This window comes from Nocardioides daejeonensis (assembly GCF_003194585.1).
GTDB classification, from domain to species: domain Bacteria; phylum Actinomycetota; class Actinomycetes; order Propionibacteriales; family Nocardioidaceae; genus Nocardioides; species Nocardioides daejeonensis.
In genome coordinates this window covers 619,947-636,146 of the sequence record NZ_QHKZ01000002.1, presented here as the reverse complement: position 1 = coordinate 636,146, position 16,200 = coordinate 619,947, and the positions used below count along the sequence as shown (strand labels likewise).

The window sequence follows — 16,200 nt, the reverse complement described above, 5'->3', positions numbered from 1 at the left end:
ATGGCACGTGACATCGATGTCGCGGCGCTCGTCCCGGAGCTCCGGGACGGGCGCCGCGCCGCCGTCTCCCGGGCGATCACGCTGGTGGAGTCGACCGCGCACCGGCACCGGGTCGCCGCCCGCGAGCTGCTGGCCGCGCTGGCCGAGCACCAGCCCGCCGAGCCGAGCATCCGGGTCGGCATCTCGGGCGTGCCCGGCGTCGGCAAGTCCACCTTCATCGAGGCCCTGGGCACGCACCTGACCGAGGCCGGTCACCGGGTCGGCGTCCTCGCTGTCGATCCCTCGTCCGTGCGCACCGGCGGCTCGGTGCTCGGCGACAAGACCCGGATGGCGCGGCTCTCCGTCGATCCGAACGCCTTCATTCGACCCTCGCCGTCGGCCGGCACCCTGGGCGGTGTGGCGGCGGCGACCTCGCAGGCGATGAGCGTCCTCGAAGGGGCCGGGTACGACGTCGTGCTGGTCGAGACGGTGGGCGTCGGCCAGTCGGAGATCACCGTCGCCGGGATGGTCGACACCTTCCTCTTCCTCACCCTGGCCCGCACCGGCGATCAGCTGCAGGGCATCAAGAAGGGCATCTTGGAGATCGCCGACGTCATCGCCGTCAACAAGGCCGACTCCGAGTCCGGCGGGGGCGTCGACCGGGCCGGTGAGGCCCGCGCTGCGGCCCGCGAGCTGGCCGGAGCGATGCGGATGGTGCGCGGCCCGCAGGAGTGGGCGCCGCCGGTGATCACCTGCTCCGGCCTGACCGGCGTCGGCGTCGACGACGTCTGGCAGCGGATCCTCGCGCACCGCGAGCACCTCGGCGTCGAGGGCCTGCGGGGGAAGCGGGCCAAGCAGCAGCTCGACTTCACCTGGAGCCTGGTGCGCGACCAGCTGCTCGACCGGCTGCGTCGCTCGGAGTCGGTGGCCGCGGTCCGCGAGGAGATCGCGGCCCAGGTGCTGGCCGGAACGCTGTCGGCTCCCGCTGCGGCCGACCTGATCCTCGCCGCCTACGACTCCTGAGCGGCCGTAGAGTGACCCCGATGTCCACCTCACCCACCGAGCCCGACGCTCCCAGCGCGGCGGCTGCCCTCATTGCCGGCTGCATCGCCGAGTCGGAGCAGGAGCTGCTGGAGTTCCGGCGCGACCTGCACGCGCACCCCGAGCTCTCGTGGCAGGAGGCGCGCACCACCGAGCGGGTGGCGGCACGGCTGGAGAGCGCGGGCCTGCGGGTCCGCCGGCTGCCACGCAGCGGGCTGATCGCGGAGGTAGGCGAGAACGGTCCGTTGGTCGCGCTGCGTGCCGACCTCGACGCCCTGCCGGTCGACGACCTGACCGGCGACCCTTGGCAGTCGACGGTGCCCGGTGTTGCCCATGCCTGCGGTCACGACGTGCACACGACGGCACTGCTGGCGGCCGGCTGGGCACTCGCCCGGGTGCATGCCGCGGGGCTGCTGCCCGGCCGGGTCCGGCTGCTCTTCCAGCCCGCCGAGGAGGTGATGCCGGGCGGAGCGCTCGAGATGCTCTCGCTCGGGGCCCTCGACGACGTCGGCTACGTCTACTGCCTGCACTGCGACCCGAGCCTCGACGTCGGCGAGGTGGGCCTGCGGGAGGGGCCCCTCACCGGGGCTGCCGACGCGCTGACCGTGACCCTGCGCGGGCGAGGCGGACACACCTCCCGGCCGCACCTCACCGAAGACCTCACGTTCGCCCTGGCGAAGCTGCTCACGGAGCTCCCGGCCATCCTCTCCCGCCGGCTCGACCCGCGTGCGGGGGCGAGTCTGGTCTGGGGGATGGTGCGGGCCGGCTCGGCGCACAACGTCATCCCGGCGACCGGCCAGGTGGCCGCCACCGTCCGGATGCTCGACGCGGTGGCCTGGGCCGACGCCGAGGACCTGGTGCGGGGGCTCGTCCTCCAGATCGTCGCGCCGTACGGCGTCACCGCCGATATCACCTACCAGCGTGGCGTCCCGCCGGTGGTCAACGAGCACGCTGCCACTGGGCTGCTGGCGCGTGCGGTGGAGTCGGTGCTCGGCGAGGCCGGGCACGTGCCGACCCGGCAGAGCCTGGGCGGCGAGGACTTCGGCTGGTACCTGGACAAGATCCCAGGGGCGATGGGCCGGCTGGGCACCCGGACGCCGGGAGGGCCTACCTACGACCTGCATCAGGGTGACCTGCGGGTCGACGAGCGGGCGATCGCGATCGGGGCGCGGGTGCTCGCCGAGGCCGCGGTGCAGACCCTCAGCCGGTGAGCACCTCGGGGCGTTCGGTCACCGCACGGTAACTATTTCCGGTGTCGTGACGCGGTGCTGGGGCAGGTGGCCTAATGTGCTGCCGAGTGGCCGCTGGCGCGGCCGTCCTACGAACCCCAGCAGGAGGACAGCCGTGAAGAAGACGGCACGAGTAGCTGCAGCCATTCTGGTCACCTCCCTCGCGCTCACCGCGTGTGGCGAGCGGGACAACGACAAGGACAAGGACGCCAGCGGCGACCCGACCACCGCCCCGACCAGCCAGACCACGTCCGAGGCGCCCGCGGAGAGCCACCCCGACTTCAAGGCCTGCATGGTCTCCGACGACGGCGGCTTCGACGACAAGTCGTTCAACCAGACCTCGCACGACGGCCTCGTGCAGGCGAAGGACCAGCTCGGCGTCCAGACCGGCGAGATCGAGTCGCACGCGCAGACCGAGTTCGCCGACAACATCAACGAGATGGTGCAGGCGGGTTGCAACAGCATCACCACCGTCGGCTTCCTCCTCGGCGACGCGACCCTCGCCTCGGCGAAGAAGAACAAGGACATCGACTACTCGATCGTCGACTTCGCCTACTTCGACGAGTCGGGCAAGAACACCGCGCCGGCGAACCTCAAGGCACTGACCTACGACACCGCGCAGCCCTCCTACCTGGCCGGCTACCTGGCCGCGGCCAAGAGCGAGAACGGCGTTGTCGGCACCTTCGGCGGGGTCAACATCCCGACCGTGACCATCTTCATGGACGGCTTCTACAAGGGCGTCCAGAAGTACAACGAGGACAACGACGCCAACGTCGAGGTCATCGGCTGGGACCCGGCCAAGCCGAAGACCGGCTCCTTCACCAACGACTTCGGTGACAAGACCAAGGGCCAGAACCTCGCCGAGGAGATGATCGGCCAGGGCGCCGACGTCATCTTCCCGGTCGCCGGTCCCGCCGGTCTCGGTGGCCTGCAGGCCGCCCAGGACAACGACGTGTGGGGCATCTGGGTCGACACCGACGGCTGCAAGTCGGCCGCCGAGTACTGCGACTCCCTGCTGACCTCGGTGGTCAAGGGCATGGACGTCTCCGTGCTGGAGGCGATCCGCGAGTCCGCCAACGACGAGTTCAGCAACGAGCCCTACGAGGGCACGCTGGAGAACGGCGGCGTGGGCCTGGCGCCGTACGGCCCGAAGGCCGACATCGACGCCGAGCTCGACGCCAAGATCAAGGAGCTCACCCAGCAGATCATCGACGGCACCATCACCGTCGGCTGACCCTGTAGTCGGATCCGAGAGGTCGGGGCGTGACCACGCCCCGACCTTTCGGGTCCCACCGCCACGCAGAGGAGCGAGATGAAGCTCGAGATCCGGGGCCTCACCAAGCGGTTCGGCTCGTTCACCGCCAACGATGGCATCGACCTGGCCATCGAACCCGGCGAGATCCACTGTCTGCTCGGTGAGAACGGGGCGGGCAAGTCGACGCTCATGAACATGCTCTACGGCCTGCTCGACCCCACGGAGGGCGAGATCCTGGTCGACGGGGAACCGGTCACCTTCGCCAGCCCGAGTGACGCCATCGCCGCGGGGATCGGGATGGTCCACCAGCACTTCATGCTCGTGCCGGTCTTCACGGTCGCCGAGAACGTGATGCTCGGCCGGGAGCAGACCCGCGGCGCCGGCGTGCTCAACCGCAAGGCTGCTGCCGACCGGGTCCGCGAGCTCTCTCAGGAGCACGGTCTGCGAGTCGAGCCGGACCGTCTCGTCGAGGACCTTCCGGTCGGTGTGCAGCAACGCGTGGAGATCCTCAAGGCGCTCGCCAACGACGCCAAGGTGCTGATCCTCGACGAGCCGACCGCGGTGCTCACCCCGCAGGAGATCGACGAGCTCATGCGGATCATGCGCGACCTCAAGGCGCGCGGCACCTCGATCATCTTCATCACCCACAAGCTGCGCGAGGTCAAGGCGGTCGGCGACCGGATCAGCGTCATCCGCCGCGGCAAGGTGGTCGGCACCGCGAGTCCCGACGCCAGCGAGGCCGAACTCGCCGAGATGATGGTCGGTCGCTCGGTCCAGCTGCGCGTCGACAAGCCCCAGGCCGAGGTCGGCGAGGCGGTGCTGTCGGTCGAGGGCATGACGGTCGTCGACCCGCGAGGCCACCAGGTCGTCAAGGACGTCTCCTTCGAGGCGCACGCCGGAGAGGTGCTCGGCATCGCCGGCGTCCAGGGCAACGGCCAGACCGAGCTGATCAAGGCGCTGATGGGCCTGGTCAAGCCCGACGCGGGCACCGTGCGGCTCGACGGCCGCGACATCACCAAGCAGGGACCGCGCAAGTCGCTGGCCGCGGGCATCGGCTACATCCCCGAGGACCGCTCGCACGACGGGTACGTCGGCACCTTCAGCGTGCGCGAGAACCTCGTCCTCGACCTCTACCGCAACGCGGAGTTCTCCCGCGGTGGTGCGCTGGCGTTGGAGGCGATCGCCCGCAACGCGACCCATCGGATCGACGAGTTCGACATCCGCACGGAGTCAGCCGAGACGCCGGTCAGCGCGCTGTCGGGCGGCAACCAGCAGAAGGTCGTCGTCGCCCGGGAGTTCTCCCGGCCGCTGAAGGTCCTCATCGCCTCGCAGCCGACGCGCGGAGTCGACGTCGGGTCGATCGAGTTCATCCACAAACGCATCGTCGCGGAGCGCGATCAGGGCACCGCGGTCATCATCGTCTCGACCGAGCTGGACGAGATCTACGCGCTCTCGGACCGGATCGCGGTCATGTACGACGGCCGGATCGCCGGCGTGGTCGGGCCCGACATCCCGCGCGAGGAGATCGGTCTGCTGATGGCCGGTGCCGGGCCCGGCGTCGCAGCCCCGGCAGGGGAGGAGGCCACCCATGAGTGAACAGGGCAAGACGGAGGCGCCGCCGGCGCCCGAGCCGATCAAGGAGACGCCACCGCGTGGTCCCGCGCAGTGGCTCCCGACCGTGGTCGACACGATCGCCGCCGTGGTGCTCGCGCTGCTGGTCGGCGCGCTCCTCATCATCTTCTCCACCGAAGACGTCATCGACTCGCTGAAGTACTTCTTCAGCTATCCGTGGGACTTCTTCAAGTACGCCGGCACCGCGGTCTGGGACGCCTACCGCAGCCTGGTCGACGGTGCGGTGGGCTCGGGCACTGCGCTGCGGCGTACTCTCGAGCGCTCTGCGCCGCTCATCTGTGCCGGCCTCGGCGTGAGCCTCGCGTTCCGTGCGGGCCTCTTCAACATCGGTGCTCAGGGGCAGATGCTCCTCGGCGCGCTGGCCGGTGGCTACGTCGGCTTCCACTACGACCTGCCTCCCGGTATCCACCTGGCCGCCGCCCTGCTCGCCGCCTTGGTGGCAGGTGGGCTGTGGGGTGGCATCGCCGGCCTGCTGAAGGCGAAGACCGGCGCTCACGAGGTGATCGTGACGATCATGCTCAACCACGTGGCCGGGTTCGTGATCCTCTACTTCCTGGCCAAGGAGTCGTTTCAGCGGCCCAACTCCGACAACCTGCTGAGCCCGCCGGTCGCGGACAGCGCCACCTTCCCCTCCGTGGGTGGGCTGCACCTCGGCGTGCTGCTGGCGATCGTGGCCGCGGGCATCGTGTGGTGGCTGCTCGAGCGCAGCACCCTGGGCTTCGAGATGCGTGCCGTGGGCGCCAATCCCGAGGCGGCGCGCACAGCGGGCATGAGCGTGGCGAAGGTCTACGTCGCGGGCATGATGATCGCCGGCATGCTGGCCGCGCTCGCGGTCACCATGAACGTGTTGGGGCGGCAGGACTCCGTGACCGACAACATCGCTGGGCAGGTGGGCTTCGAGGCGATCACCGTCGCGCTGCTCGGCCGGGCGACTCCGCTGGGCACCGTGCTGGCCGGCCTGCTCTTCGGGGCGCTCTCCTCGGGCGGGCTCGCGATGCAGAGCGGCGCGGGCGTGCCACCCGAGATGGCGCAGGTCCTGCAGGCGCTGATCGTGCTGTTCGTGGCCGCGCCGGCCTTGATCCGAGGCATCACCCGGATGCGTGGTGGTGACGCTAGTGGCACCGTGATGGCGAAGGGATGGGGCGGATGAGCGCGCTGGTCGAGGCGCCCCCGACGCAGGACGTACCCCAGGTGCGGGACCGGGCCGACGTCGCCCGGCAGATCCGCCTGGTCGTCGTCTTCGGGCTGGCCCTGGTGTTGTTGCTCTGGATGACGCTGGACATCAAGGACCCCAACGTCACCTACCTGCTGACGGAGAAGCGCAGCAAGGACTCGCCGCCCAAGCCGTTGGACGGTACCTGGGTCTCCTGGATCACGGTCGCGATCAGCGCGGTCGCGCTGGTGCTGGCGGCGGTCAACCGCTATCCGCGCCGCTGGCTGGGCGGGATCCTCTCACTGGTGGTGGGTCTCTCCTTCTATGCGGGCTTCCTGATGTGGGCCTACGCCGACCAGGAGGGCTTCGCCGCCTCGATCGCCAACCCGCTGCCGGGCACGGTGCGCATCGCCGCGCCGATCGTCCTGGGCGCGCTGGCCGGCTGCCTGTGCGAGCGGGCCGGTGTCATCAACATCGCGATCGAGGGCCAGTTCCTGATGGGTGCCTTCTTCGCCTCCGTCGCTGCGAGCCTGGCCTACAGTGCCGAGATGGGACTGGTCGGCGGCATCGTCGCCGGCGTCTTGATGGCCAGCCTGCTGGGTGTCTTCGCACTGCGCTACCAGATGAACCAGGTCGTGCTCGGTGTGGTGCTCGTTGCCCTGGCGACCGGTCTCACCACCTTCCTCGCCGGGCAGATCCCGACCGACCCGGCCGTGAAGCAGTACTTCAACGACCCGCCGATCCTGAAGCCCATCTCGATCCCCGGCCTTGCCGATATCCCGGTGATCGGGCCGGCGCTCTTCCAGCAGAACCTGCTGATCTATGTCATGTACGGATCGGTCGTGCTGGTCACCTTCCTGCTCTTCCAGACGCGCTGGGGTCTGCGGGTGCGTTCGGTGGGCGAGCACCCGAAGGCGGCCGACACTGTCGGCATCAACGTCAACCGGGTGCGGTGGCAGGCAGTGCTCCTGGGCGGTGTCTTCGCCGGTCTCGGCGGCGCGCTCTACACGGTCGGCTCCACCGGTGCGTTCGATCGCGACGCGTCTGCCGGCACCGGCTTCATCGCGCTGGCGGCGGTCATCATGGGTCGTTGGCATCCGGTCGGCGCGACGTTCGCAGGTGTCTTCTTCGGCTTCATGTGGAACCTGCAGAACCAGTTGAGCTTCGCGGGCAAGCTGCCGACCGAGCTGCTGGGAGCGGCGCCCTACCTGGCCACCATCGTGGCCGTCGCCGGCTTCGTCGGCCGGGTGCGCCCGCCGGCCGCCGACGGCGAACCCTACGTGAAGGGCTGACGTGTACCCGGACCAGGAGAGCTGGGACCCCGCCGACGACTGGCCGGCGCTGATCACCGCTGCCGACGAGGTCGCCCGGCGGGCCTACGTGCCCTACTCGCACTACCCGGTCGGCGCGGCCGCGCGGGTCGACGACGGTCGGGTCGTGGTCGGCTGCAACGTGGAGAACGCCGGGTACGGCGTCACGTTGTGCGCTGAGTGCGGACTCGTCTCCTCGCTCCATGCCACCGGCGGCGGCCGGCTGACCCACTTCGTGTGCGTCAACGCCCGAGGTGACGTGATCATGCCGTGTGGCCGCTGTCGTCAGCTGCTCTTCGAGCATGGCGGCAACGAGCTGATCTGCCTGACCGTCTCCGGGGTACGCACGATGCGTGAGGTACTGCCCGACGGGTTCGGGCCCGACGATCTGGCCGCCGTGGCCGAGAGGGAGTGAGATGGAGCAGCACGACGTCGTCGACGTGATCCGGACCAAGCGCGACGGGGGGCGGCTCGACGCCGGGCAGATCGACTGGGTGATCGACGCCTACACCCGCGGCGGTGTCGCCGACGAGCAGATGGCCGCCCTGGCGATGGCGATCCTGCTCAACGGCATGGACCGCGCCGAGATCTCCCGGTGGACCACGGCGATGATCGCCTCGGGCGAGCGGATGGACTTCTCCGCGCTCTCCCGACCGACCGCCGACAAGCACTCGACGGGCGGGGTGGGCGACAAGATCACCCTGCCGTTGGCGCCCCTGGTCGCGGCCTGTGGGGTCGCCGTACCGCAGCTGTCGGGGCGGGGCCTGGGCCACACCGGCGGCACCCTCGACAAGCTGGAGGCGATCCCGGGATGGCGGGCTGCGCTCAGCAACGACGAGATGCTTCGTCAGCTCGAGGAGGTCGGTGCGGTGATCTGCGCTGCCGGAGACGGCCTAGCGCCCGCGGACAAGAAGCTCTACGCGCTACGCGACGTCACCGGCACGGTGGAGGCGATCCCGCTCATCGCCTCCTCGATCATGTCGAAGAAGATCGCCGAGGGGACCGGCTCCCTCGTGCTTGACGTGAAGGTCGGCTCCGGCGCCTTCATGAAGGAGCTCGACGACGCGCGTGAGCTTGCAGCGACGATGGTCGCGCTGGGGCACGACGCAGGTGTCCCCACGGTCGCGCTGGTCACCGACATGGCCACCCCGCTCGGTCTGACGGCCGGCAACGGCGTCGAGGTCGCCGAGTCCGTCGAGGTGCTCGCCGGAGGTGGCCCGGCCGACGTCGTGGAGCTGACCGTGGCCCTGGCGCGCGAGATGCTCGCCGGCGCGGGACGCGACGACGTCGACCCCGCGGACGTGCTTGCCTCGGGGCGGGCGATGGACGTGTGGCGACAGATGATTCGGGCCCAGGGCGGCGACCCGGACGCCGCGATGCCGACCCCGCGGGAGACGCAGGTGGTGACGGCGCCGAGCTCCGGCGTGCTCACCGAGCTGGACGCGTTGAGTGTCGGCGTCGCCGCGTGGCGGCTCGGTGCGGGCAGGGCGCGCAAGGAGGACCCGGTGCAGGCCGCTGCGGGTGTCACCTGGCATGCACGGCCCGGCGACGAGGTCGTGGCCGGTGCGCCGCTCTTCACCCTGCAGACGGACACGCCGGAGCGGTTGCCCCGTGCGCTCGAGGCGCTGGAGGGCGGCTACGAGATCGCGCCAGCAGGGACGACGTACCAGCCGTCCCCGCTGGTGATCGACCGGATCTCCTAGGAGCTTCAGGGCAGTAGCAGGACGACGGTCTCGGCGATCATCGCCGGCTTCTCCTCGCCCTCGATCTCGATGACGTGGTTGACGGTGAGCTGCTTGCCCTTCGGGATGTCGACGACCTGCCCCATGGTGACCCGGACCCGGACCTTCGAGCCGACCTTGACCGGGCTGGGGAAGCGCACCTTGTTGACCCCGTAGTTGAGCTTGGCTCCCGGAGTCTGCAGCGTGAAGACCTGGCTGCCCAGCCACGGCAGCAGCGAGAGGGTCAGGTAGCCGTGGGCGATGGTGCCGCCGAACGGACCCTCCTTGGCGCGCTCGAGGTCGACATGGATCCACTGGTGGTCGCCGGTGGCGTCGGCGAACTGGTTGACCCGGCGCTGGTCGATGGTGACCCACTCGGAGGTGCCGAGCTCCGTGCCGGCAGCGGCGGCGACCTCGTCGAACGTGGTGAAGACCTTCATCGTGTGACTCCCTCTCGTACGGCGGCAGAGTCGTGGCGCGTCGTGCGCTCCGATGACGCAGAACCTACCCAGCACGGCGACGCGCGGCTAGTGCGACCCGCGGGTCGCCCGACTGCGCCATGATGGGGCTATGACGTTGACGCGTGAGGAGTGCCGCCGGGCGCCCAAGGTCCTGTTGCACGATCACCTCGACGGTGGGCTGCGACCCCAGACGGTCGCGGAGCTCGCTGCGACCTGCGGCCATGTGCTGCCGGTCGAGGACCCGGCCGGTCTCGGGCGCTGGTTCGCCGAGGCAGCCGACTCCGGGTCGCTGGAGCGCTACCTCGAGACGTTCCAGCACACCGTTGCCGTGATGCAGACAGAGGCGGCGCTGACCCGGGTGGCGCGGGAGTGCGTGGAGGATCTCGTCGCTGACGGCGTGGTCTACGCCGAGGTGCGCTACGCCCCGGAGCAGCATGTGGCCGAGGGCCTGAGCCTTGACGAGGTCGTGGCTGCCGTGCAGCGAGGCTTCGACGAGGGGGTGGCGGCCAGTGGCGGGCGGATCGTGATGCGTCAGCTGCTCACCGCGATGCGGCATCAGGCCCGTTCGCGCGAGATCGCCGAGCTCGCCGTCGCCTGGCGCGACCGCGGTGTCGCCGGCTTCGACATCGCCGGCGCCGAGGCCGGCTACCCACCCACCCGTCACCTGGATGCCTTCGAGTACCTGCAGCGGGAGAACGCCCACTTCACGATCCACGCGGGCGAGGCGTTCGGCCTGCCGTCGATCTGGCAGGCGCTGCAGTGGTGCGGTGCGGATCGCCTCGGCCACGGGGTGCGGATCGTCGACGACATCACGGTCGACGGCGACGGGCGCGTGCAGCTCGGCCGGTTGGCGGCGTACGTGCGTGACAAGCGGATCCCGCTGGAGCTCTGCCCGGCCTCCAACGTGCAGACGGGGGCGGCCGCCTCGATCGCCGAGCACCCGATCGGGCTGCTGACGCAGCTTCGGTTCCGGGTGACGGTCAACACCGACAACCGGCTGATGAGCGGCACCTCGATGAGCTCGGAGATGCATGCCCTCTCCGAGGCGTTCGGCTATGGCTTCGACGACCTGCGGTGGTTCACGATCAACGCCATGAAGTCCGCTTTCCTGCCCTTCGACGAGCGGCTGCGGATCATCGACGAGGTGATCAAGCCCGGCTACGCCGAGCTCAGTCGCTGAGGAGCTGACGGATCAGGGCATATGCCTGGTCGGGCGTGACCGGTGCGCATCCCAATGCCGTGGCGTCGCGTACGACGTCACGCTGAGCGCGCATCAGCACCACCCCCCGACGCAGCAGCACCAGCGGCGGTTTGCGACGCTCGCGCAGGTCGCGGGTGAGGCGACGCCAGAAGGTGACCACCGGACGTTGGCGAACGCAGAACGCGGCCGCCAGCAGACCGCGGTCGCGGCAGGCGGCGACGACGTCCTGAGCGAAGATCCCTTCCGCTATGTACAGGCGGCTGCCGCCGAGGTCGAGGGTCTGCTCGCCGCAGCGGCCGTTGCGCGCGATCTCGTAGACCGGCACAGCGGCGGAGCCGTCCTGGCTGAGCTTCTCGATCGTGGCGATCGCGTCGGCAGGCAGCCAGGAGTCCGGATGGTCCCAGTCGACCAGCCCATTGTTGGCGCCCGAGGCGATCCGGGGGAGGGAGGGGTCATCTCCATCCTTGTAGAAGTCGTCCAGCCGTAGCACCGGCAAGCCGGTGCGCTCGGCGAGCCGGGACTTGCCGGCACCTGAGGGACCAGCAAGGACGATGACCTGTGCACGCACCGGGAGATTCTAACGGCGTCGCCGCCCCCACTATCCCGGTCCGTCGGGCTGCTCCTGCGGGGACGTCCTGCGGGGTGGTTGTTGGGGCGACCGGTGGGCAGGACGTTGCGGGGGACGTCCTGCGGAACGGCGGGCACGCGGGTCAGCCGATCCAGAACCAGGGATGGGTCCAGCGGCCCGGGCGCAGGGTCGCTTCCTCGAAGTCGGTCGTCGTGAGCAGGCGCCCGCCGCCGGTCGCCGGATCGTAGGCGCGCAGCGTGGCGTCGAGCACGAGCAGCACGTGCCGGGGCAGCCAGCGGTCGCCGACGTAGAGCGCCACCGGCTTTGTGGCTGCGGCGAGTCGGAGCCGGGAGAGCGCCTGCGGCCGCTGCCAGGGCAGGACGAGATGCACCCGATGGACCTGGCCGGAGTGAGCGCCGAGCGCATGCGCCAGCGCCCATGGGGGAGTGCCCAGAGCACGTGGCCACGCCAGCTGTACGCCGCCCCGAGGGTCACGCCATCCGGTCAGCCGCCGGTGGGTGGCCAGTACCTCGCTTGCGAACGCCCCGTCGACGCGCTGGGCGTAACCAGGGTCGTCGAGCATGCGCGCAACCACGGCCACCGAGGCGCCGCAGCTGTAGGGATCGGGCTGGCGCAGTGTCAGATGCCGATTGGGTGCCAGACGGTCTTGGTCTCCAGCAGCCAGGTCATCGGCTCCAGGCCCGGCTCGGTCGACCAGTCCGTCTCGGCCGCGGGAGCCCGGCGGACCCGCTTGAGGTTGTCGGCAGCGGCGATCTCCAGGTTGCGGGCCAGCTCCGCGTCGCCCGCGACACCGGTGAGGTCGATCGCGTTGACATCCATATGCGCAGCCAGCCACGGGCCGACCGTCGCCGCGTCACCGGTGAGGACGTTGACGACCCCTCCGGGCACGTCGGAGGTGGCCAGCACCTCGGCGAAGGTCACCGCAGGTAGCGGCCGCTGGTGGGAGGAGACGACCACGACCACATTGCCGGTCGTGATCGCGGGCGCGATCACGGAGACCAGCCCGAGCAGGCTGGAGGCCTGAGGGGCGAGCACCGCGACGACACCGGTCGGCTCGGGGGTCGACAGGTTGAAGAAGGGACCCGCGACCGGGTTGGCGCTGCCGGTGACCTGGCCGATCTTGTCGGCCCAGCCGGCGTACCAGACCAGGCGGTCGATCGCTTCGTCGACGACCTTGTTGGCCCGTGCGGTCGAGCCGCCCTCGCAGCGGTAGACCGCGTCGACGAACTGCGGTCGACGGTCCTCCATCACCTCGGCGATCCGGTAGAGGATCTGGGCGCGGTTGTAGGCCGTGCGCGCGGCCCAGCCGCCGAACGCCTTGCGGGCAGCCACCACCGCGTCGCGGGCGTCCTTGCGCGAGGCGAGTGCCGCGTTGGCCATGAAGGCTCCCTTGCTGTCGGTCACCTCGTAGGAGTGGCCCGACTCGGAACGGGGGAAGGCCCCGCCGATGTAGAGCTTGTAGGTCTTGCGGACGTCGACGCGCGCCATCACTCGGTTCCCTTCAGGTAGCCCTCGAGGCCGTGGCGGCCCCCTTCGCGGCCGTAGCCGGACTCCTTGTAGCCGCCGAAGGGACTGGTGGGGTCGAACTTGTTGAACGTGTTGGCCCAGACCACCCCGGCCCGCAACTGGTCGGCCATCCAGAGGATCCGGGAGCCCTTCTCCGTCCAGACGCCGGCCGAGAGGCCGTAGGGCGTGTTGTTGGCCTTCTCCACCGCCTCGGCGGGGGTGCGGAAGGTCAGCACGGAGAGGACCGGCCCGAAGATCTCCTCACGAGCGATCCGGTGCGCCTGGGTGACACCGGTGAAGATCGTCGGCGGGAACCAGAAGCCCCGTTCCGGCAGCTCGCACGGCGGTGACCAACGCTCGCCGGCCACCTCCTGCTCGCCGATCGCCGACAGCTCGCGGATCCGGGCCAGCTGCTCGGCAGAGTTGATCGCGCCGATGTCGGTGTTCTTGTCGAGCGGATCGCCCACACGCAGCGTGCCCATCCGGGACTTGAGCCGCTCCAGCACCTCGTCGGCCACCGACTCCTGCACCAGGAGGCGGCTGCCGGCGCAGCAGACATGCCCCTGGTTGAAGAAGATCCCGCTGACGATGCCCTCGATCGCCTGGTCGAGCGGTGCGTCGTCGAAGACGATGTTGGCGGCCTTGCCGCCGAGCTCGAGCGTGACCCGCTTGTCGGTGCCCGCCACGGTGCGTGCGATCGCCTTGCCGACCTCGGTCGAGCCGGTGAAGGCGACCTTGTCGACGTCGGCATGCCCGACGAGTGCCTGGCCGGTGTCTCCGGCGCCGGTGACGATGTTGACCACACCGGCGGGGAGGTCAGCCTGCTGGCAGATCTCGGCGAAGAGCAGAGCGGTGAGCGGCGTCGTCTCGGCCGGCTTGAGCACCACGGTGTTGCCGGCGGCGAGTGCCGGCGCGATCTTCCAGGCCAGCATGAGCAGCGGGAAGTTCCAGGGGATCACCTGGGCGGCGACGCCCAGCGACCTGACGCCGCTGTGTGCATTTCCTGGCAGTGCGTACTCGAGCTTGTCGGCCCAGCCGGCGTAGTAGAAGAAGTGCGCCGCGGCGACCGGTACGTCGACATCGCGAGCCTCCTTGATCGGCTTGCCGTTGTCGATCGACTCCAGCACGGCCAGCTCCCGGGCCCGTTCCTGGAGGATCCGGGCGATCCGGAAGAGGTACTTCGCGCGCTCCTTGCCCGGCATCTTCGACCAGACCCGGGCGTACGCCCGGCGGGCCGCGCGTACGGCGGCGTCGACGTCGGCAGCGTTCGCCTCGGCGATCTCGGCGAGCACCTCCTCGGTCGCCGGGTTGATCGTCTTGAAGGAGGCGCCGGCGCCGTCGACGAACTCGCCGTTGACGAAGAGGCCGTAGCTGGGCTTGATGTCCACGATCGCGCGGGACTCGGGCGCGGGAGCGTAGTCGAACCCGCCGGTGATTGAGCCTGTCGAAACCCGCTGGGTAGAGCCTGTCGAAACCATCATCAGTCCAAGGTGAAGTAGTCGGGACCGGAGTAGCGGCCGGTGAGCATCTTGGTGCGCTGCATCAGCAGGTCGTTGAGGAGCGTCGAGGCACCGAAGCGGAACCAGTCCGGGTCGAGCCAGTCGGGGCCGGCCACCTCGTTGACCATCACCAGGTACTTGATCGCATCCTTGGTGGTGCGGATGCCCCCGGCGGGCTTCACGCCGACCATCTGGCCGGTTGCGGCGCGGAAGTCGCGCACCGCCTCGAGCATCACCAGTGTGACGGGCAGCGTGGCCGCGGGCTGGACCTTGCCGGTGGAGGTCTTGATGAAGTGGCCTCCGGCCATCATCGCCAACCAGGAGGCGCGGCGTACGTTGTCGTAGGTCTGGAGCTCGCCGGTCTCGAAGATCACCTTCAGGTGCGCGCTGCTTCCATCGGGACGCTCGCAGGCCTCGCGGACGGCGACGATCTCCTCGAAGACCTGGAGGTAGCGCCCGGAGAGGAAAGCGCCCCGGTCGATGACCATGTCGATCTCGTCAGCGCCGGCCGCCACCGCGTCGCGGGTGTCGGCCAATTTGATCGCCAGCGATGCCCGGCCGCTGGGAAAGGCCGTCGCCACGGCGGCCACGTTGACCTGAGCGCCGGTGGTCGAGTCTGCCGAGGCCCCCAGCACCTCCTTGGCGGTGGCCACCAGGTCGGGGTAGACGCAGACCGCCGCGGTCTGCGGGCAGGTCGGGTCGGCGGGGTCCGGGCGCATCGCCTTGCTCGCCAGCGCGCGGACCTTGCCCGGGGTGTCCTGGCCTTCCAAGGTGGTCAGGTCGACCATCCGGATCGCCAGGTCGATGGCGAACTCCTTGGCGCTCGTCTTGATGGAGCGCGTGCCGAGGCCCGCGGCACGCGCCTCGGCACCCACCTGGTCGACACCGGGCAGGCCGTGCAGGAACCGGCGCAGGGTGGCGTCGGAGGCGGTCACGTCGGCGAACTGGTCCGAGGCCGCTGTCGTCGTTGTCTGCGTCACCGCTCCAGCATAGAGGCCGGGACGGCAACGGCCAGGCTGTGCGAGCACCTCGTAGGGTTCTGTGATCGGCTTGCAACAAACCCCTCTGGAGGATCCCATGTCCACGAAGGACCACGACACCTTCCCGCCCTCCAACGGGCGGTTCGCGGGGTGGTTCGGGGTGGGTCTGGCAGTGGTCGCGCTGATCGGCGTGCTGGGCAACGGGTGGCAGCGCAACGACCTCGTGTTGGTGCCCTTGCTGGTCCTCTTCGCCTTCGTCGTCTGGTCGGCGGTACTGCAGCCGCATGCGGCGGTGCGCGACGGTCGGCTGGAGCTGCACCACTCGTTCCACACCACCCGGGTCCCGCTGGCGTCGATCCGCGACGTGGAGGTGCGGATGGCCATGCTGGTGCGCCTGGCGGAGGGGGGCCGCCTCACGTTCGCGCCGATCGCCCGGACCCGACGGGAGATCATGAAGGCGAAGGCTGCGGATCCGTTGAGCAACTATGCCGATCTCGTCGAGGAGCGGCTGCGGCACCTCTCGGCCGAGGCGCGCGAGCTCGGTGCCGCGGCCGGGCCGGTCACCCGGCAGCCGGCACCGGTGCGGATCGCTGCGCTCATCGCCCTGGTCGCGGTGGTTGCGACGGCCTTGCTGGTCGCGTAAG

At 70.0% G+C, this 16,200-nt stretch carries 16 protein-coding genes; 10 read left to right on the top strand and 6 right to left on the bottom strand.

Annotation, left to right across the window (positions count from 1 at the left end; genetic code table 11):
• From meaB to DNK54_RS07695, 8 genes are all read left to right on the top strand, one after another.
• Entirely contained in the window at positions 1 to 1,002 is a 1,002-nt protein-coding gene (gene meaB, locus DNK54_RS07730; protein ID WP_110206352.1) for a methylmalonyl Co-A mutase-associated GTPase MeaB, read from the top strand.
• A 20-nt stretch (positions 1,003 to 1,022) separates the two neighbouring features.
• Positions 1,023 to 2,231 carry an amidohydrolase gene (locus DNK54_RS07725; RefSeq protein ID WP_110206351.1) on the top strand — a complete coding sequence of 403 codons (1,209 nt, stop codon included), beginning with the start codon at positions 1,023 to 1,025 and terminating at the stop codon, positions 2,229 to 2,231.
• A gap of 133 nt (positions 2,232 to 2,364) precedes the next feature.
• Positions 2,365 to 3,483: a BMP family lipoprotein gene (locus tag DNK54_RS07720; RefSeq protein WP_162602343.1), complete on the top strand. Its 1,119-nt coding sequence runs from the start codon at positions 2,365 to 2,367 to the stop codon at positions 3,481 to 3,483.
• 78 nt (positions 3,484 to 3,561) lie between these two features.
• Positions 3,562 to 5,100, top strand: coding sequence for an ABC transporter ATP-binding protein (locus DNK54_RS07715; protein WP_110206350.1), 1,539 nt, complete (start codon positions 3,562 to 3,564; stop codon positions 5,098 to 5,100).
• Positions 5,093 to 6,286: an ABC transporter permease gene (locus DNK54_RS07710; protein WP_110206349.1), complete on the top strand. Its 1,194-nt coding sequence runs from the start codon at positions 5,093 to 5,095 to the stop codon at positions 6,284 to 6,286. Before DNK54_RS07715 ends, DNK54_RS07710 begins: the two co-directional genes overlap by 8 nt.
• Complete coding sequence (locus DNK54_RS07705; protein WP_239459977.1) at positions 6,283 to 7,581, top strand: ABC transporter permease; 1,299 nt, start codon at positions 6,283 to 6,285, stop codon at positions 7,579 to 7,581. The genes DNK54_RS07710 and DNK54_RS07705 overlap by 4 nt, the downstream gene beginning before the upstream one ends.
• 1 nt (position 7,582) lies before the next feature.
• Positions 7,583 to 8,014 (top strand): cytidine deaminase, encoded by a 432-nt coding sequence (locus DNK54_RS07700; protein WP_110206348.1) that lies wholly within the window; start codon positions 7,583 to 7,585, stop codon positions 8,012 to 8,014.
• Between the two features lies 1 nt (position 8,015).
• Positions 8,016 to 9,302, top strand: a complete 1,287-nt coding sequence (locus tag DNK54_RS07695) for a thymidine phosphorylase (RefSeq protein ID WP_110206347.1) — start codon at positions 8,016 to 8,018, stop codon at positions 9,300 to 9,302.
• Between the two features lie 5 nt (positions 9,303 to 9,307).
• Here the strand turns inward: DNK54_RS07695 and DNK54_RS07690 are convergent, their stop codons facing one another.
• On the bottom strand, positions 9,308 to 9,760 hold the full coding sequence (locus DNK54_RS07690) for a MaoC family dehydratase (protein WP_110206346.1): 453 nt from the start codon (positions 9,758 to 9,760) through the stop codon (positions 9,308 to 9,310).
• Between the two features lie 130 nt (positions 9,761 to 9,890).
• Between DNK54_RS07690 and DNK54_RS07685 the strand changes: the two genes are divergently transcribed.
• On the top strand, positions 9,891 to 10,961 hold the full coding sequence (locus DNK54_RS07685) for an adenosine deaminase (RefSeq protein ID WP_110206345.1): 1,071 nt from the start codon (positions 9,891 to 9,893) through the stop codon (positions 10,959 to 10,961).
• Here the strand turns inward: DNK54_RS07685 and DNK54_RS07680 are convergent.
• The 5 genes from DNK54_RS07680 to deoC form a co-directional block, all read right to left on the bottom strand.
• Complete coding sequence (locus DNK54_RS07680; RefSeq protein ID WP_110206344.1) at positions 10,951 to 11,550, bottom strand: ATP-binding protein; 600 nt, start codon at positions 11,548 to 11,550, stop codon at positions 10,951 to 10,953. The genes DNK54_RS07685 and DNK54_RS07680 overlap by 11 nt on opposite strands.
• 142 nt (positions 11,551 to 11,692) lie before the next feature.
• Positions 11,693 to 12,133: a hypothetical protein gene (locus DNK54_RS07675; RefSeq protein ID WP_110206343.1), complete on the bottom strand. Its 441-nt coding sequence runs from the start codon at positions 12,131 to 12,133 to the stop codon at positions 11,693 to 11,695.
• A 56-nt stretch (positions 12,134 to 12,189) separates the two neighbouring features.
• Positions 12,190 to 13,059 carry an aldehyde dehydrogenase family protein gene (locus DNK54_RS07670; RefSeq protein WP_110206342.1) on the bottom strand — a complete coding sequence of 290 codons (870 nt, stop codon included), beginning with the start codon at positions 13,057 to 13,059 and terminating at the stop codon, positions 12,190 to 12,192.
• The gene (locus DNK54_RS07665) at positions 13,059 to 14,465 is read right to left on the bottom strand and encodes an aldehyde dehydrogenase family protein (protein WP_239459976.1); all 1,407 of its coding nucleotides are present in this window, start codon (positions 14,463 to 14,465) and stop codon (positions 13,059 to 13,061) included. The genes DNK54_RS07670 and DNK54_RS07665 overlap by 1 nt, the downstream gene beginning before the upstream one ends.
• A gap of 92 nt (positions 14,466 to 14,557) precedes the next feature.
• The gene (gene deoC, locus DNK54_RS07660; RefSeq protein ID WP_239459975.1) at positions 14,558 to 15,556 is read right to left on the bottom strand and encodes a deoxyribose-phosphate aldolase; all 999 of its coding nucleotides are present in this window, start codon (positions 15,554 to 15,556) and stop codon (positions 14,558 to 14,560) included.
• Positions 15,557 to 15,653: 97 nt separating this feature from the next.
• Between deoC and DNK54_RS07655 the strand changes: the two genes are divergently transcribed.
• A complete protein-coding gene (locus DNK54_RS07655) occupies positions 15,654 to 16,199 on the top strand; it encodes a hypothetical protein (RefSeq protein ID WP_110206339.1) in 546 nt (181 codons plus the stop codon).
• Position 16,200 lies beyond the last annotated feature (1 nt).